This window comes from Qipengyuania sp. NPDC077563 (assembly GCF_044901345.1).
In the GTDB taxonomy this organism is placed as follows: Bacteria; Pseudomonadota; Alphaproteobacteria; order Sphingomonadales; family Sphingomonadaceae; genus Qipengyuania; species Qipengyuania aestuarii.
This window is the reverse complement of the sequence record NZ_JBJDPC010000001.1, coordinates 312,374-335,526: the sequence shown is the minus strand read 5'-3', so window position 1 is coordinate 335,526 and position 23,153 is coordinate 312,374. Positions and strand designations below refer to the sequence as shown.

Sequence of the window (23,153 nt, the reverse complement as noted above, 5' to 3'; positions counted from 1 at the left end):
ATGCAACTCGTTATCGTAGAATCGCCCGCCAAGGCGAAAACCATCGAGAAATACCTCGGCAAGGACTTCAAGGTTCTCGCCAGTTATGGCCATGTCCGCGACCTGCCGCCCAAGGACGGCAGCGTGCGCCCGGACGAGGATTTCGCGATGGACTGGGAACTCTATCGGGACAAGCAGAGCCGCTTCAAGGAAATCGCCGACAACGCCAAGAAGGCGGACCGCCTCGTTCTCGCGACCGACCCTGATCGAGAAGGCGAAGCCATCAGCTGGCATGTTCGTGAACTGCTGCAGAAACGAAAGGCGCTGCCGGACAAGGTTGATCGCGTTACCTTCAACGCCATCACCAAGCAGGCCGTGACCGATGCGATGAAGGCGCCCCGCGCGCTGGATCAGGATCTGATCGATGCCTATCTCGCGCGCCGTGCGCTGGATTATCTGTATGGCTTTACCCTGTCGCCGGTGCTGTGGCGCCGTTTGCCGGGGGCAAAGAGTGCGGGCCGCGTGCAGTCGGTCGCGCTCCGCCTGATCGTAGACCGGGAAACGGAGATAGAGCAGTTCAGGGCCGATGAATACTGGTCGGTCCTCGCCAAGCTGGAGCAGGACGGAACCGCTTTCGACGCGCGGCTCGTCAAATTCGACGGGCAGAAGCTGCAGAAGCTGACGCTGGGCGATGAGGGTAGTGCCAAGGCGGCGCAAAAGGCTGTCGAGGAAGCGCGATTCACGGTCGAGGATATCGAGACCAAACCGCTCAAGCGCAGCCCCGCGCCGCCATTCACCACCTCGACCCTGCAGCAGGAAGCCGCCCGCAAGCTGGGCTTTTCGGCCAGCCACACCATGCGGCTGGCGCAGTCGCTGTATGAGGCGGGTGCGATCACCTACATGCGTACCGACGGTGTGCAGATGGACCCGAGCGCGATCGATGCCTGCCGCAAGGCGATCGCCGACCGCTACGACGCCTATTACCTGCCCGACAAGCCGCGGTTCTATTCGACCAAGGCCAAGAACGCACAGGAGGCCCACGAGGCAATCCGCCCGACCGATTTCAAGAAAGATCGTGCCGGCAGCGGCGATGAGGCGAAGCTTTACGATCTCATCTTCAAGCGCGCGATGGCCAGCCAGATGGCGTCGGCCAATCTCGAGCGGACGACGATCACGCTGCGCGACGGCACCGGCAAGCACGAGTTGCGTGCGACGGGCCAAGTGGTCAAGTTTCCGGGCTATTTCGCCGTCTATCAGGAAGGCCGCGACGAGCCTTCGGACGATGACGAGGACGGCCTGCTCCCGAACATGAGCAAGGGTGACAGCCCGCTCAAGAAGGCTGTCGAAGCGAACCAGCACTTCACCCAGCCACCGCCGCGTTTCAGCGAAGCGAGCCTGGTGAAACGCCTGGAAGAACTCGGCATCGGCCGGCCTTCGACCTATGCCTCGACCATCCAGACCCTGCGCGACCGAGCCTATGTCCGGATGGAGAAGAACCGGTTCTTTGCCGAGGAATCCGGGCGGCTGCTGACGGCCTTCCTCGAACGGTTCTTCGAACGCTATGTCGCTTTCGATTTCACCGCCGGAATGGAAGATGAGCTCGACACGGTCTCCGACGGGCGCGAGGAATGGAAAAAGCTCCTCGCCGAGTTCTGGAAGGACTTCAAACCCAAGACCGAAGAGGTCATGGAAAAGAAGCCTTCCGAAGTGACCGAGGTGCTGGACGGCTTCCTGTCCGACTATCTCTTCCCGGAACGCGCGGATGGCAAGGATCCGCGGCATTGCCCGCTGTGCGAGGCCGAAGGCCGCGACGGTGGCAGGCTGGCACTGCGCGGTGGCCGCTATGGGGCGTTCGTCGCCTGCGCGAACTATCCCGAATGCAAGTTCACCCGCCAATTCGCCAAGCCCGGCAGCGATGGCGACGATGGGGCGAATGACGGCGTCCTGGGCGAGGATCCGGACACCGGCCTCCCGGTCGAGCGCAAGACCGGGCGCTTCGGCCCCTATGTCCAGCTGGGCGAGGGCAAGGAAGCCAAGCGCGCCAGCATCCCGAAGGACATCGACGATTTCGGCCTCGAATGGGCGCTCAAGCTCTTGAGCCTGCCGCGCATCATCGGGCAGCATCCGGAAACCGGCAAGGATATCGAGGCCGGCCTATGGCGCTATGGGCCGGCGGTCCGGCACGAAGGAACCTATGGGAAGCTGCAGAACACGGCGGAAATCTTCGACATCGGCATGAACCGTGCCGTCGATCTCCTCGCGCAGTCGGCTGCCCAGAAGGGTGGCCGCGGAAGGGGCAAGGCAGAGCCGATCAAGACGCTGGGCGAACATCCGACCAGCGGCGGCGAGATGAAGGTCATGCCGGGTCGTTATGGCCCCTATGTCACCGACGGGACGACCAATGCGACGATCCCGAAGGACATGAAGCTTGAGGATCTGAGCGAGGCTCAGGCGGTCGAACTGATCGACGCGCGGGCGGCCAAGGGGCCGGCGAAGAAGAAGGCCAAGAAAGCACCGGCCAAGAAGAAGGCGGCGCCGAAGAAAAAGCCTGCCGCGAAGAAGGCGCCAGCGAAGAAGGCTCCGGCAAAGAAGGCTGCGGCCAAGAAGCAGGACGACTGATGAGCAAGGAACACTTCGAGCGGCACAAGCAACCCTGGACCGGCGAGGAGGCGGGGCAACTCCGCACCCTCGCGGCCAAGGGTCAAGGGCTCAAGCAGATCGCCAAGGCGCTGGGCCGCAGCGAGGAATCCACCAAGGATTTCGCCAAGAAGAACAAGATCAAGGTCGCGAAAAAGCGGTAGCTAGTTTTTCCACTCCAGCCCCATTTCCTCGAACATTTCCTTGTCCTCGCTCCAGCGTTCGTCGGTCTTGACATGCAGAAACAGGTGGACCTTCTGGCCTAGCAGTTCGCTCAGTTCTTCGCGCGCGGCCTGGCCGATGGCCTTGATGCGGCTGCCGCCCTTGCCGAGCACTATGGCGCGCTGGTTGTCGCGCATGACCACGATCTGCTGGTGGATTTCCACGCTGCCATCATGGCGCTGGACGTATTTCTCGGGCCGCACGGCGCTGTCGTAGGGCAGTTCTTCGTGGAGCTGCTTATAGAGCTGTTCGCGCGTGATCTCGGTAGCGAGCAGGCGCTCGGAGGCGTCCGAGACCTGGTCTTCGGGATACATCCACGGGCCTTCGGGCATCAGCTTGGCGAGCGCGTCTTTCAGTTCGGGCACGCCGTCTCCGGTGAGCGCGGAGACGAAATAGACAGTTTCGAATTCGACCTTCTCGCCCAGTTCCTGCGCCAGCGCCAGCAGGGGCTCCTTCTTCGCCGCATCGACCTTGTTGAGCACGAGGATCTTGCGCTCCGGGCGGTCCTTCAGCGCCTCGATCAGCGGTTCGAGTTCGTGGCGGCGCTGCTTGATCGGATCGACCATCAGCAACACGGCATCGGCGCTTTCCGCGCCTTCCCACGCCGCGCTGACCATCGCCCGGTCGAGCCGCCGCTTGGGCGCGAAGATTCCCGGCGTATCGACCAGGATCATCTGGGTATCATCGTGCAGCGCAATGCCGAGCATGCGCGCCCGCGTGGTCTGGGCCTTGGCGCTGGTGATCGCGACCTTCTGGCCGACCAGCTGGTTCACCAGCGTGGACTTGCCCGCATTGGGCGCGCCGATAACTGCGACGAGGCCGCATTTCGTGGTGGCGTCGCTCATCCGTATTTCTCCATGAATTTCTTGGCGGCGGCCTTTTCGGCCTCGCCCTTGCTGCCGGCCGTGGCCGTGGCTTCGCCGACCTTGTGCACGCTGACGCGGACAGTGAACTTGGCGGCGTGATCGGGCCCCGATCGGTCGACGACTTCGTATTCGGGCGGCTTGCGGCGGTTGCCGGCCGCCCATTCCTGCAGCGCGCTCTTGGGATGCTTGCTTTCGCCGGCACCGCTTTCGAGCGCAGGCCGCCAGAGCTGATGCACCAGTTCGCGCGAAGCCTCGAACCCGTTTTCCAGAAACTGCGCGCCGAGCAGGGCTTCCATCACATCGCCGAGGATATTCTCGCTGTCCCTGCCGCCGTCCGCGCGGGCCTGTTTCGAAATGCGCATGTGATCGCCAAGCCCGATCCCGCGCGCCACGGTGGCGCACATCTCGCGGCTGACGATCGCGTTGAGGCGCTGGGCAAGTTTGCCCTCGGGCGCATTGCTTTCGCCGTAAAGCCAGTGGGCGATGGACAGGCCGAGCACGCGGTCACCGAGGAATTCGAGCCGTTCGTAATCCTGTTTTTCGCCCATGCTGCCGTGGGTCAGCGCGGCCTGCCACAGGCTTTCGTCACCGACGGTAAAGCCATTGGCATCGAGCCATTCGCGGGCTGCCGGATCGAGCGTACTCACAGCGTGCTTCCGATGCGGTCCCAGCGCGCGGCCGTGAACCATGTCCAGGGCAGCAGCCATTCGGCGCTGCCGTCGGTCGACCACAGCACCATCGTTGCGCGCGCCACCAAAAGATCCGCGTCGACCAGACCTACGCCGCCGCCGGATTGCGGCGGGAAACGGCTGTCGAGCGAATTGTCGCGATTGTCGCCCATGACGAAGATCTTGCCGGAAGGGACCACGATCGGTTCGAAATCATCCTGCATCGACCGACCGAAATCGATCGTGCGGTAGCTCTTGCCCGAGGGCAGCGTCTCGATCACCTGGCGGTATCGGCACAGATTGCCGTCGACGACAGTGCCGCCATCGGACCGGCAGCTGGTATTCGCGCTCATCGGGATGTCGACGAAGCTGCCCCGTTCCTGCGGCAGGGGATCGCCATTGAGATAGACGGTGCCGCCGCGCATGGCGATGGTGTCACCCGGCAGGCCGATCGCGCGCTTGACGTAATCCGTGCCGTCGACCGGATGCTTGAAGATTACCACATCGCCGCGCTCGGGCAGGCTGGCGAAGATGCGGCCCGGGATCAGCGGCACTTCCAGCGGCAGCGAGAGGCGCGAATAGCCATAGGGCCATTTGGCGGCGACCAGATAATCGCCGTTCCTCAGGCCCGGCAGCATGCTTTCGCTGGGGATGGTGAAGGGCGAGAAGATGAAGCTGCGGAAGATCAGCACGATCACCACCAGCTTGAGCAGGAACTTCAGGAAATCGCCCCAGCTTTCCTGCTCTTCGGCGCGTGTTTGGGCTTGGGTGACTTCGCCCGGATCGGTATCGGCGTCGGGCGTTGCAAGGCGGGGGTTCTCATTCATCGCCGAATTCCCTAGTCGCAGCAGCGCGACCATCAAAGGATTTTTGCCCGCCATGACCAAATCTGCCGCCGATCTCTGGAGCGACCTTGCTAACCTTCCGCAGCCGACACTGCTCGAACTGTTCAGCACGAAACGCGATGGTGGCGAAGGGGCGGACGAGCCGGGCGGGGCCGACCGGGTGGCGATGCTGTCCGGCCGCATCGAACTGGCGGGCGATGATGCTGGCGATCCGCTGGCTCCCGGCGGCATCCTGTTCGACTGGTCGAAAACCCATCTCGACCGAGCGGTGCTGGCGCGCTTTGGCGAACTGGCCGAGGCGATGGACTTTGCCGGCATGCGCGACAAGCTGTTCGCGGGCGAGATCGTCAACCCAACCGAAGGGCGCGCCGCCGATCACGCCACGCTGCGCGGTGTGGGCGATGCCGCCAAGGTCGAGGAAGCGGGCGCGCTGATCGACCGGATGGGCATGCTGGTCGAAGCGATCCACCAAGGCGCGCTGGGCGAGATCGACCATCTCATCCACATCGGCATCGGCGGAAGCGCGCTGGGTCCGGCGCTGGGCGTGGATGCGCTGTCCCGCGATTTCGCGCGCTGCGACGTCCATGTCGTCTCCAATATCGATGGCGTGGCGCTGGAAGCGGCCTTTGCCAAATGCGATCCGGCGAAGACGCTGATCGCGGTTGCCAGCAAGACCTTCACCACCATCGAGACCATGACCAATGCCGAAAGCGCGCTCAAGTGGCTGCGCGACAACGGCGTGACCGATCCCGGAGGGCGCGTGATCGCGCTGACCGCCAATCCCGAAGGGGCGGTGGAATGGGGCGTCGACGAGACGCGCGTGCTGCCCTTCCAGGAAAGCGTGGGCGGGCGGTATTCCATCTGGTCTTCCATCGGTTTTCCCATCGCCATGGCGGTTGGCATGGACGATTTCCGCGAGATGCTGGCCGGTGCCGCGGCGGTGGACGCGCATTTCCGCGACACCGCGCCCGAGGACAATTTGGTCCTGCGGGCGGCCTTCGCCGACCTTTATTACACCCGCGTGCGCGGCTGCCAGACCCGCGCCGTCTTCGCCTATGACGAGCGTCTGGGCCTGTTTCCCGACTATCTCCAGCAGCTGGAGATGGAGAGCAACGGCAAGCGCGTCACCGCGGATATGCAGCCGGTCGACGGACCCACCGCACCCATCACCTGGGGCGGGGTGGGGACCGATGCGCAGCATGCCGTGTTCCAGCTGCTCCATCAGGGCACGCACCTCATTCCGGTCGATTTCATCGCCAGCATTGCGCCGGGCGACGAGCTGGACCCGGCGCATCACCGCATCCTGCTGATGAACTGCTTTGCCCAGGGCGCCGCGCTGATGGCGGGCAAGAAGGGCGACGATCCGGCCCGCAACTATCCCGGCGACCGGCCATCTGCCACGATCCTTGCCGACGATCTGGACGCGGCCACGCTGGGCGCTCTGATCGCGTTTCACGAACACCGCACCTTTGCCAACGCCGTGCTGATGGGCATCAACCCCTTCGACCAGTTCGGCGTCGAACTGGGCAAGCAGATGGCCAAGGCGATCGAGCAGGGCGGCGAGGAATTCGACGCGAGCACCGAGCGCCTGCTGGAAGCCGCCGGGCTGAACTGAGGGATGGCGGCGGCTGAAACGGGGGTGCGAGTGACACCGGTACCCCCGTTTTAGAAAATAGCTGCCTCCCGCCTTCTCGCCTTAAAACAGTGCCTTATCCGCGATTTTGCGCAATTCGCTGTCAACTTCCGTTTTCCTTTGTCCAACCGCTGGTGAGCGGCGACTGCCGCCACTCACCCGGCCTGCAATCGACACTAGGCAGAGCGCTTGCATGTAGGAAAGCGGATTGTCGTGACGCTCAGGGTAACCTGTGGTAAACCATAGCGATGAAAGCATGGTTCGCGCGCCGGTATCTCGATCTTCTGGGATCAATCTACATCTATAACGAGCATCGCGGCTACACCGCGCTCGACCGCGTGCTGGAGGCGGTGAAGGCCAAGCATCCCGAAGCCACCGAGCTGATCGCGGCGGTGGAGAAGCACCGTGCCGACGAACGCAAGCATTACACCATGTTCAAGCGCTGGTTCCAGCTGCGCGGCACCATGCCCATCGCGGTGGACCGGACCTTCGGCCATATCGACCGTTTCATCGAAATCAGTTTCGGCACCTCGATCGACAATCTCGACACGGATGCCATCATCGCCAGCGACGATCTGTTCGAACGGCTGTGCCGGGTGATCTCACTGACCGAAAAGCGGGGGCTGAAGCAGGTAGAAATCCTGCTGAACCACCCGATCGTCAAACAGGACAAGGCGCTCCACAAGATCTTCGAGGTCGTCCATGTCGACGAGCCCGATCATTTCCTGCCCTATGACAAATGGCTGGCCGCGAACCAGCGCCGCGTCCCCAATGTCTGGGAGCGCGGCATCGACCGCCTGATCCATTCCGAACTGCTGTTCATCAAGCTGCCGCTGCTGTTCCTGTGGTTCGGCGCGCCGCGGCGGACCGAATGGCGCGATGCGGGCGAAAACAATCCCCGGCCCCTTCCGCGCAGCGTGGCCGCCGCCTGAGACCCCTTTCATGCTGAACCGTTTCCTGACGCGCCGCGCCGGCGGCATGCTGTGGCGCAACACCGTGGTCAGCACCGGCGTCTTCCTCGTCGGGCTGGGCGTGCTGTGGGTGCTGGTCGAACTGGCGGGCGTGGATCCCGTGATCGCCACCGGCATCAGCTTCCTGATCGCCAATTCCATCCATTACGTCTTCGGCCGCACCTGGATATTCGCCGGATCGGATCGCAGCGTGTCGACCGGCTACCTGCTGTTCCTGGGCAATGCCGTGGTCGGTCTTGCGGTGACGGTCGGGCTGTTCTGGGTGCTCACCCACTGGACGCCGATGAACTATCTCGTCGCGCGCGTCGTGGTTTCGGTCTTTGCCGGGCTGGCGGTGTTCGTGCTCAACGCCGCGTTCAATTTCCGGCAGGTGTGACTGCACGCTTCCCTTCGGGCGATGGCAGCATTGATAATCCGGGCCGTGTTGGTAGCGTGGCGGCATGACGATGTCTCGACGCGATGTCTTTGCTGCCGGAGCGCTTGTCGCTGCCTTAGGCGCTGGCGCTACCTCGGCTTGCAGTCCGGCCAGTATCCCGTTTGATTTGCCTAACAAGTTCTTTGTGGCGATTGCCAAGGGTGCGCTGGTCGAAGCCCGAAAATCCGCGCATCCATCAATCAGCCTTGCCTTGGTAAGCACGGTGGGAACGCAGATGTTTGAAGGCCCGGAAGATGTCACCGAGGCGCTTTATCGGCTCATGACGGTGGAGGGCTTCTCCATGATCGGCGACAGTCCGCTGGCCGAGGACATTTTCGGCGGAATGTACTGGCGCGGCATAGGTCCGTGGCGCTGTAGCGACATGCTTAAGGGAGACGCCATCGAACTCGACACGTGCGGTGGAGGATCGCATGAAAGCGTCTTCAATGTCTTCGTGAACATCGATGGCGCGAGCGAAAGCGTGCACACGATCCTCTTGCTCCAAAACCGTAATCTTATCGCGCAATTGGGCGATTGGTCGGACAACCGCAGCTTCGGTAAGTGACCGCCGCGAAATACCGACGCATAGCTAATTAATGTTATGGCGCGAAGTTTTGACAAGCGCACAATAAAACCCACGCGAGTCGTGATCGGGAAAGTCACTATTTCGCCTTCAGATTGTGGGGGATATTATGCCGACTTATTCACTTCGCTTTTCAGCCCAGGGTTCGTCTGCCGAGAAGATCGTGCAGTTCGAAGCCAAGTCTTCGTCCGAAGCGCTGACGCTGGCCGATGGGGAAGCGCAGGGCCGCTGCGCCGAACTGTTCGAAGACGGCCATCCGCTTTGCAAACTGGTCAAGATCGGACCGAGCAATCTCTGGCTGGTGGACAGGATGCCCAACAATATTCCGGCAAGCTAGCGCCGATCCTTCAGCCGGATATCGACCGTGAAGAGGATATTGCCCTCGGTATCGCGGGCATCGATCTGCAGCGTACCCACTTCCAGTATTTCAGGCTCGTTCTTCAGGACCTCGCCCGCGAACTGAACGGCGGCAATCCGCGCTGCCGGATCGTCGAGCAATTCGGTGCCGAGGTCATCGGTCTCGGTAAAGTTGTCGTGAAGGTCGAAGAAGTACCGTGGCATTGAGGTGTCCATAAAGCGTTCCTCTATCAAACGGCTGACGATCGGGTTCGGGTGAAGCGTGGTGCAAGATTGCGACGAATTGCCTCAACATCGCTTCATGTGGAGGTATTCGCTGTTGAATTGGGCGATTTCCTTGAGTTTTTCGATGTCGCAGATTTTCAGGCGCTTGTTATCCAGCTCCACCAGTCCTTCGTTGCGCATGCGTTGCAGCGTGCGATTGACGTGGACGGGCGTCAGCCCGATCGTGTCGCCAAGCTGGTTCTGAGTAAGAGGCAGGTGAAATTCGTCATCGGCAGCCAGGCCGACGACTTTCATCCGTAGCCACAATTCGCAGAAGATGTGGGCCATCCGTTCATAGGCGAAGCGCTGGCCCATGTTGGTGAGCCATTGGCGCAGGATGGATTCGTCGACCAGTGTCGACCACCACAGCGCCTTGGCGATGCGCGGATGGCTGTCGAAAATATCGATGATCTTCTGCTTGGACACGGCCGCATAGGTAATATCGCTGAGGGCCCCGATGCCGTGATCCATGTGTTCGAGAATGAACACGAAGACATCGCACATATCGCCCGGCAGAAGATAACCGGTGATCTGGCGATTGCCGTCGGGAAGTATCTTGTAACGGCAGGCCCAGCCTTCGAGCTGGATGAAAACTTCTTCGGGTTTTTCCCTTTCGCCGATCAGGTCTTCGCCTACCTTCACGGTCCTGACGTCTTCGCAGAGCCTGTCCAGATGGGCGAGATCGCTCTCGTCAAGTTCGGTGAAGCATGACAATCGTTTGTGTAATGCGTTGGTCATGCCCAACTTTGCTCCTGATCTTCCTGTTAAACGGCGCACCGCGCCATGAAGCAGGGCGAGATTGGCTCTCGATAACATAAGATAGGCATCGTTGGCCAATCCGGGGCAAATGCAGGCCTTTTACCGGCATGCCCATCCTTTATCCTCCCCGCGCAGGATTAGACATTTGTTAATCCCGCTGGCAAAATGCCTTGCTACGCCGCCTGAAAGGAGCGGCGCCCAGCGCAGGCGTTTTCGGGATCAGACGAGGGGGCATCCGGTGGCAGACGGTATTGGTTTGGCAGGGGCAGCTATCGAGCCGGCTTTACCGGAAGAAACGGTCGCAAAATTCATCCGCACTCTGCGACAGCGCTTCTCCTTTTCCGATGAGGAGCAGCAGCAGCTCATCTCGCGCATGGGGGGGAGGCGTTCTTCCACAAGGGAGACACGCTGGTGGATGAAGGAGAGTGGATCGAATATTCCTCGCTCCTGTTTTCGGGATACGCGTGCCGCGAGAAGATCGATCGCGAAGGCAATCGGCAACTAGTGGAGATCCAGATTCCGGGCGATTTCGTGGATCTTCATTCCTATCCGATGGAACAGCTGGATCATGCGATCACCGCTCTGACGGATTGCCGGATCGTGAAGCTTTACCACAAGGAAATTGACGATCTGATCGACAAGCACCCGCGTTTCGCGCGCCTTTTGTGGTTCAGCACGATCGTCGATACGTCCATCCACCGCGAATGGATACTCAATCTCGGCTCGCGTGCGGGAAGCCAGCGAATGGGCCATTTCCTGTGCGAAATGTACTGCTGGATGGAGGTCGTCGGCCTGGTCGATGACGGTCGCTACGATCTGCCGCTGACGCAGAAGGATCTGGGCGAAGCACTGGGATTCACTCCCATTCACGTGAACCGGACTCTGAAGAAGCTGCGCGGCCTCGGTCTTGCCGATTTCCGCAATCAGAAAGTGACGATCGACGATTTCGATGCGCTGGCCGATCATTGTGGTTTCGATGCCAGCTATCTCTACCTGACGCCGCGCAAGAAATAGCTGCCGGGGTGGGGGCAGGCGGCTTTGGGCGCTGCAAACACGCTGGCGCGCGGATGCATTTGCCCGGTCGCCGCGCGGTTGGCCACCAGCGCCCTTTGCCGCTGCGGATTGACTTTTTGCGCTGCAGCATCCACATGACCGCCATCGAAGCGCGCTAGCCAGCGTGAAGCGGCGATGCGGATACATCCATCGCCCCGGCCGCGCCTCGGTCTTTTCCCAAGGACTTCCCTTTTCACGCGGGTCGTTTGACACCCGCGCCGCGCGACCCTTGCGTCTGCGCGCCGCATATTTTGCGAGTTTTCATGACACAATTCACCGATCTCGGTCTTTCGCAGCCCGTGCTCCAGGCCCTTGATCTCAAGGGCTACAAAGAACCCACGCCGATCCAGGCACAGGCGATCCCGCCCGTGCTGGAAGGCCGCGATCTCATGGGCATCGCCCAGACGGGTACCGGCAAGACCGCCGCTTTCATGCTGCCCAGCATCGACCGGCTGCGCGACGCCGACAAGCAGACCCCGTTCAAATCCTGCCGCATGCTGGTGCTGGCACCGACGCGCGAACTGGCGGGCCAGATTGCCGACAGCGCCAAGGATTACGGCGCACTTGCAGGCCTGAAGGTCCACAGCATCGTGGGCGGCACCTCGGTCAACAAGGACCGTAACAAGCTGCACCGGGGCACCGACATCCTCGTCGCCACGCCGGGCCGTCTGCTCGACCTGATAGACCAGAAGGCCTTCAAGCTGGACGGGGTGGAAATCCTCGTGCTCGACGAAGCGGACCAGATGCTGGACCTCGGCTTCATCCATGCGCTGCGCCGCATCAGCGAACTGGTGCCGGCCGATCGCCAGACGCTGTTCTTCAGCGCCACCATGCCCAAGCAGATCCAGGAACTGGTGGGCAAATATTGCCGCAATCCGGCCAAGGTCAGCGTCACCCCGGAAAGCACCACGGCAGAGCGCATCGACCAGTATCTCTTCATGGTTCAGCAGGACGAGAAGCAGACGCTGCTCGAAATGATCCTGTCCGAACGCCACGACGTGCCCGGCAAGTTCGAGCGCGTGCTGATCTTCGCCCGGACCAAGCATGGCTGCGACCGGATCGTGAAGAAGCTGGGGCAGAGCGGCATTCCCGCCAACGCCATCCATGGCAACAAAAGCCAGCCCCAGCGCGAACGGGCGCTGGACGAATTCAAGCGCGCCAAGACGCCCATCCTCGTCGCCACCGATGTGGCCGCACGCGGGATCGACATTCCCGGCGTCAGCCATGTGCTGAATTACGAGCTGCCCAATGTGCCCGAACAATACGTCCACCGTATCGGCCGGACCGCGCGTGCAGGCCGTGACGGGGTGGCGATCGCCTTCTGTGCCGAGGACGAGCGCGATTATCTCAAGGATATCCGCAAGAAGACCGATGCGGAGTTCGAGCGCCTGCCGCTGCCCGACAATTTCCGCGCGGTGGTGGAAGGCGTCGGCCCGACCAAACGCGAACAGAAGCCCAAGCTGGCGCGGCCCAAGGTGCGCCCGACCGGCGGCGGTTCCGCGGGCAAGGACAAGCCCAAGCAGAAGCATCCCGCGCGCAAGGGCAAGCCTTCGGGCGCCGGGCAGGGCGGTCAGGGCCGTCCCGGCGGCGGTCGCCCCGGCGGCAATCGCAATCGCAGCCGCAACCGGTCGCGCGCCGCCAACTAATTCGGAACTTGCCAGCGGCGGTCAGGTTGGCAAGGGACACTATTCCCAAGCCTGACAGGAGCGCCGCATGGCCGCCAAGAGCGAACCGACCGAATACGATTACGACCTTTTCACCATCGGCGGGGGATCTGGCGGCGTCCGCGCGAGCCGGGTTTCCGCGGCCCATGGTGCGAAGGTCGCCATTGCGGAGGAACACCGGGTCGGCGGCACCTGCGTGATCCGCGGCTGCGTGCCGAAGAAAATGCTCGTCTACGGCGCCCATTTCGCCGAGGATCTGGAAGACTGCCAGAAGTTCGGCTGGGAGATCGGCGAGAAGAAGTTCGACTGGCAGGTGCTGCGCGACAATGTGCTGGCCGATGTCGACCGGCTGGAGGGCGCCTATACCAACACGCTCGAAAGCCATGACGTCACGATCTTCAAGGAACGGGCCGAAATCACCGGCCCGCACGAGATCACGCTGGCGAGCGGGCAAAAGGTCACTGCGGAGCACATCCTGATCGCCACCGGCGCGCGCCCGCGCATGCCCGAATGCCAGGGCGCCGAACATGCGATCAGTTCGAACGACGCCTTCCATCTCGACGAATTGCCCAAGAAGATCATCATCGCGGGCGGCGGCTATATCGCCAATGAATTCGCCGGGATCTTCAACGAATTCGGCTGCGATGTGCATATCGTCAATCGCGGCGACCGTCTGCTGCGCAGCTATGACGAGGCGGTGCGCGACCGCCTGCTGCAGATCAGCACGATGAAGGGCATCAAGTTCCGCTTCAACACCACATTCGAATATATCAAGCCCTGCGACGATGGCGGCTATTTCGTGAAAATGTCGGATTGCGACGAGGAGAAGGCCGATCTGGTCCTCTTCGCCGTGGGCCGTATTCCCAACACCGAAGGCCTGGGGCTCGACAAGGTGGGCGTGGAACTGGGCGACAATGGCGAGGTCAAGGTCGACCGCTTCAGCAAGACCAATGTCGACCACATCTATGCCGTGGGCGATGTGACCGATCGCGTGCAATTGACTCCCGTGGCGATCCGCGAAGGTCAGGCCTTTGCAGATACCGTGTTCGGCAAGGGCGATCCGGTCGCGGTTGACCACGGCTGCATTCCCAGCGCCGTATTCAGCCACCCCCCGATCGCGGCGGTCGGCATGACCGAGGGCGAGGCGAAGAACCAGCTGGGCAGCGTGAAGGTCTATCTGTCCGATTTCCGGCCGATGAAGAATGTGCTGGCGGGACGCAACGAACGCAGCCTGTTCAAGATGGTCTGCGACGGCGAGACCGGCAAGATCGTAGGCATCCACATGATCGCGCCCGAGGCGCCGGAAATGATGCAGGCCGCTGCCATTGCGGTGAAGGTCGGGCTGACCAAGGCCGATTTCGATGCGACCACGGCCATCCACCCGACGATGGCGGAAGAACTCGTGCTGATGCGGTGAGGGTTTCGCTGCGCCTCGCCGCGATCGCCTTGGGGCTGGCCGTATCCGCCTGCGCCGATAGCGGGGCGGACGAGAGCGCTGCGGCCGACTCCTCGCCCGATTTCGCAACCCAGTTCGACGCGCCTGTACCCGATTATGCGGCCCTGCTGGCCGGCGAGACATTGCCCGCCCGGTTGGAGAATACTTCGATCGAGGCGAGCGCGCCGCCGCCGCCCGACGCCGCCCAAATCGGCGAGGTGTGGCGCCGGCGGCTCGACGCGCGCAATGCGCTGGGCGAGCTGGGCTATAGCGGGAACGGGCCGGGAAATGGCGCCGTGCGTCTGCTCGACACCCTGCTTTCGCGCGAGGACTTCAACGCGATGGTGCGCGAGAACGGCTGGACCGTGCCGCGCCATATCGATTTCAATTTCGTGGAAAGGCTTTCCTACCCCGCCGTTGCGGATGAAGTCGCCAATCGCATACGCTATTGGCCGCAGCGGAGGCAGCGCACCGGTGCGCAAAATATGGCTGCCCTTTACGGGAAGGTGTATCTCAAGGACGGCTGCTTGTTCGTGGATGGCCTGGATGGAAAGACCTCGCTCGCCTGGTTCCTCGCCGAGACCGGCATCGACTTGGACGAAGAAGGCTATTTCATCCTCATCGACCGCCGGACCGGCTGGACGATGGGGAGGCTGGGAGAGACGATGAGCTGGGCCGGGCCGAACGGAGAACCCACAGCAGAGGAGACCGCATCCTTGCGGGCCAGCTGCGGAGATTACCCGGTCGCCGATGTGGGCAATCCGCACTCCGAGGTCAGGTTCGAGGCCGAACTGGAAAGGGCGCGGCAGGATCGCAGATAGGATGGGCGCCGGGGCAGGTGCCCGACATTGTGTAGCAGGGGAAAGCGAATGAAAGGTCGGGTGCTCGTCACAGGCGGTACGGGCTATATCGGGGGCGCGGTCATCGATCGGCTGCTGGCGCATGGCTATCGCGTCAACACCACCGTCCGCGATGCCGTGACAAGCGAGCCGAGATTACGGGCGCGCTGGCCCGAGGCCGGGGACAGGCTGAAGGTTTTTTCCGCCGATCTCCTGTCCGACGAAGGCTGGACCGAGGCGAATGCGGGCTGCGATGCGGTGGCGCATGTCGCGTCGCCATTCCCTCTCGATGTTCCCAAGAACGCCGACGATCTCATTATCCCGGCGCGCGACGGCACGCTGCGTGCGCTGGAGTTTGCGCATAAGGCAGGCGTGAAGCGGTTCGTGCAGACCAGTTCGGCTGCGGCCATCGCCTATGGCCATCCGCACCGCGACCATTTCGATTACACCGACTGGACCGACCTCACCACCAATCCCGCGCCCTATATCCAGTCCAAGACCGTGGCCGAGCGCGCCGCGCGCGACTGGGTGGCGATCAATGCGCCGGGCATGGTGTTCTGCAGCATCAATCCGGTCGCGGTTTTCGGGCCGGTCCACGACGGCGATCTGTCAACCAGTGTGGAGCTGGTGAAGAAGCTCGTCGACGGGTCGATCCCGCTTCTCCCGAACATGGGCGTATGCGTGACCGATGTGCGCGATGTCGCCGATGCCCATGTGCGCGCGATCGAAGCTCCGGTGGAGGCGGTACGGGGCGAACGCTTCCCGGTGTCGGAGCGGTTCATGTGGCTCGACCAGATGGCGGAATCGCTGCGGCAGAGCGCCCCGGACCTTGCCGGGAAGGTGCCGCACCGCCGTATGCCGGACTGGCTGGTAAAGCTGCTCGCCCTGTTCATGCCCGAAATGCGCCAGATCAGGGATGAGCTTGGCAATATGCGCGATGTGTCCGGCCGCCACACCGAGAAGAGGCTGGGCATGACCTTCATTCCGGCTCAGCAGACGCTGGAAGATACAGTGCGCAGTCTTGTGCAAAAAGGCATAGTCAAACTATGAAAGGGACCGCATCCGCCGCGGTGGATCGGATTGCATTGCGCCGGATTGCCGACGATCGAGGATAAGCCCATGAACATGTTGGCATCGCATGCCCAGCTTCGCGCAAGCTTCCTGCGCTGGTCCCTGTTCCTCGTCCCGCTCTGCGTCCTGCTGGGCTTCGTGTCGGGGCAGATCGGCCCCGGTGCCGACAGTGCATGGTTCCAGGCGCTCGAAAAGCCGCCCATCTTCCCCGAACCCAAGTGGTTCGCCATCGTGTGGAGCATTCTCTTCGTGATGATCGGCCTGTCTGTCGCTCTGGTGGCAGCGGCGTGGGGCGCGCGCGGGCGTAAGGCGGCCCTGTGGGTCTTCGCAGTGCATTTCGCGCTTACGCTCGCCTGGACGCCGACCTTCTTCGCCGCGCAGCAGATCACTGCGGCGCTGGTGGTCATCGGCCTGATCGTTCTTACGCTGCTGGCGGTCATCGCGCTGTTCTGGAAGGTGCGCCGGGCGGCTGCCTTGCTGCTGCTACCGTATCTGGCATGGGTATGCTTCGCCGCGCTGCTCAATTACCAGTTCCTGCGCCTCAACCCGGAAGCCGACGGGGCAGGCGGGGGCGATGCGATCGAGCGCGTGCGCATCGGCAATTGAACTGGAGCGCCGCGACGCTTAGATAGCGTTCATGCAAAGCCAGAACCCCATGATCGCCGATTTCGTCAAACTCGCCAATTCCGCGGCCGGCACGCTTGCCGGAATGACCCGCGAAGCGCGCGAGACCGCGCGCGAAAAGGCCAAGGAAGCCTTTGGCGGCATGGACTTCGTCACGCGCGAGGAATTCGACGCGGTCAAGCAGATGGCCGCCAAGGCGCGCGAACAGGCCGAAGATCTGGCCGCGCGCGTTTCGGCACTGGAAGCCAAGCACAAGTGATCCGCGCCGCTGCCGCAAGGCAGGGGCTTTAGGTAGGGTCTGGCCATGCAGCTGCGCGCGCCTGCCATATTGATTGCGGCCCGCCCGCATGGCGAGACGGCAGTAATTGCGCGCATGCTGACGCAGGCGCATGGCGTCGTGGCGGCCTATATCGCGGGCGGTCGGGGGCGGCAGCTGCGGCCTGTAGTCATTCCCGGCAATCTCGTTCAGGCTGACATTCGCGCCAAGTCCGACAGCCAGCTGCCCTTTGCCCGGCTGGAACTCACGCAGAGCCGGGGACCATGGCTGAGCGAGCCGCTCCCCGCTTCGGCCATCTCATGGATCTGCGCGATCACGGCCAGCGCTCTGCCCGAACGCAATCCCTACCCGCGGCTCTATGAGGCGCTTTCGGCTCTGCTCGACGCGGTATGCAATGCCCCATCGGCCAGGGGCTGGGCACCGGCTCTGGCATCCTACGAAGTCCTGCTTCTGCGCGAGCTGGGCTATGGCGGGACCAAGCCCGACATAGGCAGCCTTGGCGATGCTCTGGAAATTCTGCGTGCTAACGAGGGGCCGATTGCCCGCTATCTCCTTGCCGACACCCGCGCCGACGTTCTAGCCGCTAGACAACTTCTGATGCAGCGGCTCGAACGGATGGTCTGACATGAAAATCGCAATCTTCCCCGGTGACGGTATCGGACCCGAAGTCGTCGCAGAGGCGAAGCGGGTGCTCGATGCGCTGACGCTGCCCGGACTGACGCTGTGGGAAGGGGACGTGGGCGGTATCGCCTACAAGCGCCACGGCCACCCGCTGCCGCAGGAGACGGTCGAGATGGCCCTCGCCGCGGATGCCGTGTTGTTCGGTGCGGTGGGCGATCCGGAATGCGATGATCTGCCGCGCGAACACCGGCCCGAACAGGCCATTCTCGGCCTGCGCAGCGAACTGGGCCTGTTTGCCAATCTGCGCCCCGCGGCGGGTTTCCCCGGGCTGGAAGACCTGTCTTCCCTTCGCCCGGAAATCGCCCGCGGGATCGATCTGCTGGTGGTGCGCGAACTCAACGGCGATGTCTACTTCGGCGACAAGGGCGAACGCGAGAGCGACGGAGGCCGCGAAGGCTGGGACGCGATGTCCTATAACGAGGCGGAAGTCCGCCGCATTGCGCATATCGGCTTCCAGGCCGCACAGAAGCGCCGCAAGCGCCTCACCAGCGTGGACAAGGCCAATGTGCTCGAAACGAGCCGGATCTGGCGCGAAACGGTAGTCGAAGTGGCAAAGGAATATCCCGATGTCGCGCTCGATCACATGTATGTCGATAACGCGGCCATGCAGATGGTGCGCAGCCCGGGCCAGTTCGACGTGGTGCTGACGGGCAATCTGTTCGGCGATATCCTGTCCGACCAGGCGAGTGCCTGCGTCGGTTCGATCGGCCTGCTCGCCAGCGCGAGCCTGGGAGAACGGACGACCGAGTGCGGCATTTTCGGCCTGTACGAACCGATCCACGGCAGCGCGCCGGACATTGCCGGGCAGGGCAAGGCCAATCCCGTGGCCACCATCCTCAGCCTGGCGATGCTGCTGCGTCATTCGCTTGGCCGCGAAACGGAAGCCGGGCGGATCGAACGCGCGGTCGCCAAGGTAGTCGCCAGCGATACGCGCGGCGCGGATTTGGGCGGCACGGCCTCGACCAGCGAAATCGGTGACGCGGTACTGCGGGCTTTGACCGCGCTGGCTTGAAAATCCCTGCGAAGCGCGTCAGGCGGCAATTCACATGACGCTTGACCTCGCCATCATCCTGCCGACGCTGAACGAGCGGGAAAACCTCGCGCCGCTGATCGAGCGGATCGCAGCGGCGCTGGGGCCGGATGGGTGGGAAGTGATCGTGGTGGACGACAATTCCGCCGACGGTACGGCGGCCGAGGCGCGCCGCCTGGCCCGCGGTGACAGCCGCATTCGCGTGATCCAGCGGATCGGGCGGCGCGGTCTCGCCAGCGCGGCTATCGAAGGGTTCTGTGCCACCGCCGCGCCGTTCGTTGCCGTGATTGATGCCGATCACCAGCACGATCCCCTCCTGCTGCCCCTCATGCTCGACAGCGTCAGGGCCGGAGAAGCCGACATCGCGGTGGCGAGCCGCTTCACGCTGGGGGCGAGCACGGCCGACTGGCACAACCCCGGACGGGAAAGGCTGTCGGGCATCGCAAACCGTCTGGCCCGCAAACTGACCGGCGTCGAGCTGACCGATCCGATGAGCGGCTATTTCCTGCTGCGGACGGAAAAGGCACTGGCGCTCGTACCGCGATTGTCGGGAGTCGGTTTCAAGATATTGCTCGACCTCCTTGCCACGTCGCCGGACCCGCTGAAAGTGCGCGAATTCCCCCTGAACTTTGCGGCGCGAAGGTCGGGCGAGAGTAAACTCGACAGGGCGATTGCCGCCGATTTTCTCGCCGGCCTATACGACAAGGCGTTCGGCAAGTTCATCCCGACGCGGTTTGCGCTGTTCGGGACTGTCGGCGCTCTCGGCGTGGGCGTCCATCTCGCGCTGCTTTACGCCTGCATGCTGGTTCCCGGCACGCAGTTCGTGTGGAGCCAGGCGATCGCCACGCTGGGCGCGATGACGTTCAACTTCTGGCTCAACAATTTCCTCACCTATCGCGACCGGCGGCTGGAGACACCCAGAGCGATGCTGCGCGGCTGGGCGGGGTTCGTGCTGGCGTGCTCGATCGGCGCACTTGCCAATGTCGCCATCGCGGCTGCACTGTTCGAGCGCGGGGTGCCTGCGCTGTTAGCGGCGCTTGCCGGTATCGCCATCGGATCGGTCTGGAATTATGCCCTTTCCAGCCGCTTCGTCTGGGGCCGTTTCTGAGCGGTCAGATCCAGCTTTGCAGCCAGGTCCAGCGGTGGAAACTGTCAGGCCCGGCCAGTGGCTCTGCGGCCAGCACTACATAATAAAACGCAAAAAGCGCGAGGCTGGCTGCCAGAACCAGATTGGCGGTCCATTTCCAACCTGCCTGCCGCAGATCGTCGAGCGCTAGCGCCAGCGAGACCAGCAGGAAGGTGCTGGGCAGAAAGTAGTGATAATAGAACTGCACCGGCTTAGCGGCAAAAATCCAGAAGCCCAGGCTGATCGCATAAAGCAGGGCTACGGCTCCGTGCGCGGGGGCTTTACGCGTCACCCCCTGCCATGTCGACCAAGCAAGAGCGCCAAGGCCCAGAACCATGGTGAGCGGATTGCCGATCAGGATGACCCCGCGCTGCGCCCCGTCCACCGGTTCATAAAGATACCAGATGGCGCGCCAGTTCAGCACCCAGTCGGGCCAGTTCGACTGATAGGGATGGGTGCGCAGAACCTGCGTCTGCAGGTCCAGCATCAGGCGGTGGTGCTGGACGATGCCGTCGCTGATCGGGTTCACCGCGAAGAAATAGCCAGGCAGGAATGTGAGCCAGTAGATGGCGAGCGGCAGGAGGCCCAGCCATAAGAACGCTTCCAGCAAGGTCACTCCCGGTACCGGCATTCCGCGGCGGCTGAGGAGCAGGCGGCGACGCCCGGCAAACCATCGCAGCACGAGAAAGCCGAGGCCGGGTACTGCGGCCAGCACCGCGGCATTCCATTTCGCCCCCATCGCGAGGCCCAGCGCGACGCCCGCAGCGATCAGCCTGCGCCTGCCGGTCTCCGGCTCGCGCATGGCCGCAGCCACCTGCCAGAAAGCAACCGCCAGTGCCGAGACCATGAACACGTCGAGCATGGCGATGCGCGAATGGACGAAGAGGTGAAACCCGCTCGCCACCAGCAGGCCAGCTGCAATCGTGGCGTAGCGGCTGCACGTCCCGAACCAGACGGCCCGCATGATGGCGAACAGCGCGAGCGCGCCAGCCAGCGAAGACATGAAACGCCAGCCCCATGGAGTGTCGCCGAACAGGCCGATGCCCAGGGCGATGAGTTCCTTGCCCACCAGCGGATGTTCGCGATTGGAGAATTCGCCGAGGACCAGCAGGTCCCTTGCCGCGGGCAGATAATGGACCTCGTCGAAAAAGGGCTGGCTTGGAATGGCGATGTTCCAGAGCACCAGCGCCCAGAAGGCTAAAGGCACCGCCATGCACCAGCGGATCGGATCAATCGGTTGCTCGGGTGCGCGGTTCATGCGCCCCGTCGATTAAGCGAGCGTTTCGGCGCTGACAACAGCCTTTGCTTGCCGCGCACTCGCGCCGTGCTATCGCGCGCAGCATGAAGAAGACCACCGGAACCGACCGCTCGATCACCCGCAACTGGCGCCCCGCAACGCAGGCCGTGCGCGGCGGCACCTGGCGGAGCGAGCATGGAGAGACCAGCGAAGCGCTGTTCCTCACCTCCGGTTACACCTATGACGATGCCCAGACGGTGGCGGACCGGTTTGCCGGTGAAGCTCAGGGCATGACCTATTCGCGTCTGCAGAACCCCACCGTGGCCATGCTCGAAGAACGCATCGCGCTCATGGAAGGGGCTGAGGCATGCCGCGCGCAGGCAAGCGGAATGGCGGCCATGACCACCGCTTTGTTGTGCCAGCTATCTGCCGGCGATCACGTGGTCGGGGCGCGGGCTGCATTCGGATCCTGCCGCTGGTTGCTTGACCATCTTCTCCCACGTTTCGGCATCGAGACGACGGTCGTCGACAGCGCGGACAATGATGCGTGGGAGGCCGCAATCCGGCCCAACACCAAGGTGTTCTTCTTCGAAACACCGGCCAATCCGACACTCGATGTGGTCGATCTCAAGCACGTTTGCTCCTTGGCGAAATCGCGCGGCATCGTCACCGTGGTCGACAATGCATTCGCGACCAGCGCCCTTCAGCGACCGATGGACTTCGGTGCCGATGTGGTGGCCTATTCGGCGACCAAGCTGATGGACGGGCAGGGCAGGGTTCTGGCAGGCGCGATTTGCGGATCGCAGCAATGGGTGGACGAAGTGCTGCTGCCGTTCCAGCGCAATACCGGACCGAATATCTCGCCGTTCAATGCCTGGGTGGTGCACAAGGGGCTGGAGACGCTTGGCCTGCGCGCGCATCGCCAGAGCGAAAATGCCGTGGCGCTGGGCAAATTCATCGAGCCGCGCGTTCCGCGCATGTTGCATCCCGGGCTAGAGAGCCATCCGCGCCACAGCCTGGCGATGGAGCAGATGACGGCTACCGGTCCGGTCTTTGCGTTCGACGTCGAGAGCCGCGAGAAAGCATTCGCCATCCTCGACGCGCTGGAGCTCGCCGATATCTCCAACAACATCGGTGATGCCCGGACCCTGATGTGCCATCCGGCCAGCACCACCCACGCCGGGATGACGGATGAAGAACGCGCAGCGATGGGCGTCACGCAGGGTCTGATCCGCATCAATGTCGGGCTGGAAGACATTGAGGATCTGAAGGAAGATCTTGGACAGGCGTTAGAAGCCGCCGGCTTCTAGTGGCGCCAGCCATTGCGGCGCGCGACCTGATCCAGTTCTTCGCCATAGGCATGGGCGGTTGTGAGCCCGGCGGCGCAGCTCGCGTCGTCGGTCAGCGCCGCATAGACATCCAGTCCGCCGCCCTTGATCAATTCCATGAGCAAGCCTTCGTCACGCGTCATTCCGGTGGCGCAGCACGGCGCGAGCACGATGCGCCTGCGCGAGGCGCGCGCCAGATCGACCACCAGCGCACGCGACAAGATGAGCATACGGCGGAAATTCTGGCCGCCGGCATCCAGCGCGAGCATGGTCGCGCGGGCATCGTGAAGACCGTGGGCAGCCATGCGGCGAAAGATCACCAGACCTAAAGTCTCATGCCGGCGCGCGGGCAAGGGGATCTCCAGGGAAGCCGAATCATTGCTGTGTGCCATGCTATCTCCTCACTCGGATGTGGTGCTATTGAGAATGAGTTGCAAAAGAAGCGTGTGATGTCTACCCCTGCAGCGATTTATCCTGCATGAAACAGGAGGCGGGCGACCGATGTCATGGCACTTGCTGCGATAATACGGGGGAATGCGTTGATGCGCAGCGATCAAGACACGCGCTGCTGCGATCAAGCCTCTCTACG

Annotated in this window: 25 protein-coding genes and 1 pseudogene; 19 read left to right on the top strand and 7 right to left on the bottom strand. The window is 62.9% G+C overall.

Annotation, left to right across the window (positions count from 1 at the left end; all coding sequences use genetic code 11):
- Both topA and ACI2I1_RS01650 read left to right on the top strand, forming a co-directional pair.
- Entirely contained in the window at positions 1-2,598 is a 2,598-nt protein-coding gene (gene topA / locus ACI2I1_RS01655; protein ID WP_404677649.1) for a type I DNA topoisomerase, read from the top strand.
- Positions 2,598-2,780 carry a hypothetical protein gene (locus tag ACI2I1_RS01650; protein ID WP_404677648.1) on the top strand — a complete coding sequence of 61 codons (183 nt, stop codon included), beginning with the start codon at positions 2,598-2,600 and terminating at the stop codon, positions 2,778-2,780. The genes topA and ACI2I1_RS01650 overlap by 1 nt, the downstream gene beginning before the upstream one ends.
- Here the strand turns inward: ACI2I1_RS01650 and era are convergent, their stop codons facing one another.
- Genes era through lepB form a run of 3 tightly spaced genes read right to left on the bottom strand, consistent with a single transcriptional unit; the run spans position 2,781 to position 5,199 of the window.
- The gene (gene era, locus ACI2I1_RS01645) at positions 2,781-3,683 is read right to left on the bottom strand and encodes a GTPase Era (RefSeq protein ID WP_404677647.1); all 903 of its coding nucleotides are present in this window, start codon (positions 3,681-3,683) and stop codon (positions 2,781-2,783) included.
- Entirely contained in the window at positions 3,680-4,351 is a 672-nt protein-coding gene (rnc, locus tag ACI2I1_RS01640) for a ribonuclease III (protein WP_404677646.1), read from the bottom strand. Before rnc ends, era begins: the two co-directional genes overlap by 4 nt.
- Positions 4,348-5,199: a signal peptidase I gene (gene lepB, locus ACI2I1_RS01635; protein WP_404677645.1), complete on the bottom strand. Its 852-nt coding sequence runs from the start codon at positions 5,197-5,199 to the stop codon at positions 4,348-4,350. Before lepB ends, rnc begins: the two co-directional genes overlap by 4 nt.
- 52 nt (positions 5,200-5,251) lie before the next feature.
- Between lepB and pgi the strand changes: the two genes are divergently transcribed.
- The 5 genes from pgi to ACI2I1_RS01610 all read left to right on the top strand — a co-directional run bounded on the left by pgi (position 5,252) and on the right by ACI2I1_RS01610 (position 9,156).
- Positions 5,252-6,832: a glucose-6-phosphate isomerase gene (gene pgi, locus ACI2I1_RS01630; protein WP_404677644.1), complete on the top strand. Its 1,581-nt coding sequence runs from the start codon at positions 5,252-5,254 to the stop codon at positions 6,830-6,832.
- 266 nt (positions 6,833-7,098) lie between these two features.
- Positions 7,099-7,782 carry a ferritin-like domain-containing protein gene (locus ACI2I1_RS01625; protein ID WP_404677643.1) on the top strand — a complete coding sequence of 228 codons (684 nt, stop codon included), beginning with the start codon at positions 7,099-7,101 and terminating at the stop codon, positions 7,780-7,782.
- 10 nt (positions 7,783-7,792) lie between these two features.
- Positions 7,793-8,197, top strand: a complete 405-nt coding sequence (locus ACI2I1_RS01620; protein ID WP_224811873.1) for a GtrA family protein — start codon at positions 7,793-7,795, stop codon at positions 8,195-8,197.
- Between the two features lie 184 nt (positions 8,198-8,381).
- Complete coding sequence (locus tag ACI2I1_RS01615; protein WP_404677642.1) at positions 8,382-8,801, top strand: hypothetical protein; 420 nt, start codon at positions 8,382-8,384, stop codon at positions 8,799-8,801.
- 127 nt (positions 8,802-8,928) lie between these two features.
- Entirely contained in the window at positions 8,929-9,156 is a 228-nt protein-coding gene (locus ACI2I1_RS01610) for a hypothetical protein (RefSeq protein ID WP_404677641.1), read from the top strand.
- Here the strand turns inward: ACI2I1_RS01610 and ACI2I1_RS01605 are convergent.
- Positions 9,153-9,392: a DUF6894 family protein gene (locus tag ACI2I1_RS01605; RefSeq protein WP_221543040.1), complete on the bottom strand. Its 240-nt coding sequence runs from the start codon at positions 9,390-9,392 to the stop codon at positions 9,153-9,155. The two genes, ACI2I1_RS01610 and ACI2I1_RS01605, sit on opposite strands and share 4 nt — an antisense overlap.
- Positions 9,393-9,464: 72 nt before the next feature.
- Positions 9,465-10,178 carry a Crp/Fnr family transcriptional regulator gene (locus tag ACI2I1_RS01600; RefSeq protein WP_404677640.1) on the bottom strand — a complete coding sequence of 238 codons (714 nt, stop codon included), beginning with the start codon at positions 10,176-10,178 and terminating at the stop codon, positions 9,465-9,467.
- Between the two features lie 420 nt (positions 10,179-10,598).
- Here ACI2I1_RS01600 and ACI2I1_RS01595 point away from each other — a divergent pair.
- The 11 genes and pseudogenes from ACI2I1_RS01595 to ACI2I1_RS01545 all read left to right on the top strand — a co-directional run.
- Positions 10,599-10,832, top strand: a pseudogene (locus tag ACI2I1_RS01595) (cyclic nucleotide-binding domain-containing protein); the annotation flags it as partial.
- Between the two features lie 111 nt (positions 10,833-10,943).
- Positions 10,944-11,213, top strand: a complete 270-nt coding sequence (locus ACI2I1_RS01590) for a Crp/Fnr family transcriptional regulator (RefSeq protein ID WP_404678311.1) — start codon at positions 10,944-10,946, stop codon at positions 11,211-11,213.
- A gap of 302 nt (positions 11,214-11,515) precedes the next feature.
- Positions 11,516-12,898 carry a DEAD/DEAH box helicase gene (locus ACI2I1_RS01585; RefSeq protein ID WP_224811868.1) on the top strand — a complete coding sequence of 461 codons (1,383 nt, stop codon included), beginning with the start codon at positions 11,516-11,518 and terminating at the stop codon, positions 12,896-12,898.
- A gap of 67 nt (positions 12,899-12,965) precedes the next feature.
- Positions 12,966-14,333: a glutathione-disulfide reductase gene (gene gorA, locus ACI2I1_RS01580; protein WP_404677639.1), complete on the top strand. Its 1,368-nt coding sequence runs from the start codon at positions 12,966-12,968 to the stop codon at positions 14,331-14,333.
- A complete protein-coding gene (locus ACI2I1_RS01575) occupies positions 14,330-15,172 on the top strand; it encodes a hypothetical protein (protein WP_404677638.1) in 843 nt (280 codons plus the stop codon). The genes gorA and ACI2I1_RS01575 overlap by 4 nt, the downstream gene beginning before the upstream one ends.
- Before the next feature lie 48 nt (positions 15,173-15,220).
- On the top strand, positions 15,221-16,240 hold the full coding sequence (locus ACI2I1_RS01570; protein ID WP_404677637.1) for an NAD-dependent epimerase/dehydratase family protein: 1,020 nt from the start codon (positions 15,221-15,223) through the stop codon (positions 16,238-16,240).
- Positions 16,241-16,309: 69 nt separating this feature from the next.
- Complete coding sequence (locus ACI2I1_RS01565) at positions 16,310-16,867, top strand: TspO/MBR family protein (protein ID WP_404677636.1); 558 nt, start codon at positions 16,310-16,312, stop codon at positions 16,865-16,867.
- Between the two features lie 31 nt (positions 16,868-16,898).
- The gene (locus ACI2I1_RS01560; protein WP_221543048.1) at positions 16,899-17,144 is read left to right on the top strand and encodes an accessory factor UbiK family protein; all 246 of its coding nucleotides are present in this window, start codon (positions 16,899-16,901) and stop codon (positions 17,142-17,144) included.
- Between the two features lie 45 nt (positions 17,145-17,189).
- Positions 17,190-17,786, top strand: coding sequence for a DNA repair protein RecO (locus tag ACI2I1_RS01555; protein WP_404677635.1), 597 nt, complete (start codon positions 17,190-17,192; stop codon positions 17,784-17,786).
- A 1-nt stretch (position 17,787) separates the two neighbouring features.
- Positions 17,788-18,855, top strand: a complete 1,068-nt coding sequence (gene leuB / locus ACI2I1_RS01550; protein WP_404677634.1) for a 3-isopropylmalate dehydrogenase — start codon at positions 17,788-17,790, stop codon at positions 18,853-18,855.
- Positions 18,856-18,889: 34 nt separating this feature from the next.
- The gene (locus ACI2I1_RS01545) at positions 18,890-19,981 is read left to right on the top strand and encodes a glycosyltransferase (protein ID WP_404677633.1); all 1,092 of its coding nucleotides are present in this window, start codon (positions 18,890-18,892) and stop codon (positions 19,979-19,981) included.
- A gap of 4 nt (positions 19,982-19,985) precedes the next feature.
- On the opposite strand, the gene ACI2I1_RS01540 is transcribed toward ACI2I1_RS01545, so the two are convergent.
- On the bottom strand, positions 19,986-21,257 hold the full coding sequence (locus ACI2I1_RS01540) for a phospholipid carrier-dependent glycosyltransferase (protein WP_404677632.1): 1,272 nt from the start codon (positions 21,255-21,257) through the stop codon (positions 19,986-19,988).
- Between the two features lie 83 nt (positions 21,258-21,340).
- On the opposite strand from ACI2I1_RS01540, the gene ACI2I1_RS01535 reads away from it, so the two are divergent.
- Positions 21,341-22,546: a trans-sulfuration enzyme family protein gene (locus tag ACI2I1_RS01535; protein ID WP_404677631.1), complete on the top strand. Its 1,206-nt coding sequence runs from the start codon at positions 21,341-21,343 to the stop codon at positions 22,544-22,546.
- Here the strand turns inward: ACI2I1_RS01535 and ACI2I1_RS01530 are convergent.
- Positions 22,543-22,956 carry a DUF6628 family protein gene (locus ACI2I1_RS01530; protein WP_224811859.1) on the bottom strand — a complete coding sequence of 138 codons (414 nt, stop codon included), beginning with the start codon at positions 22,954-22,956 and terminating at the stop codon, positions 22,543-22,545. The two genes, ACI2I1_RS01535 and ACI2I1_RS01530, sit on opposite strands and share 4 nt — an antisense overlap.
- Positions 22,957-23,153 lie beyond the last annotated feature (197 nt).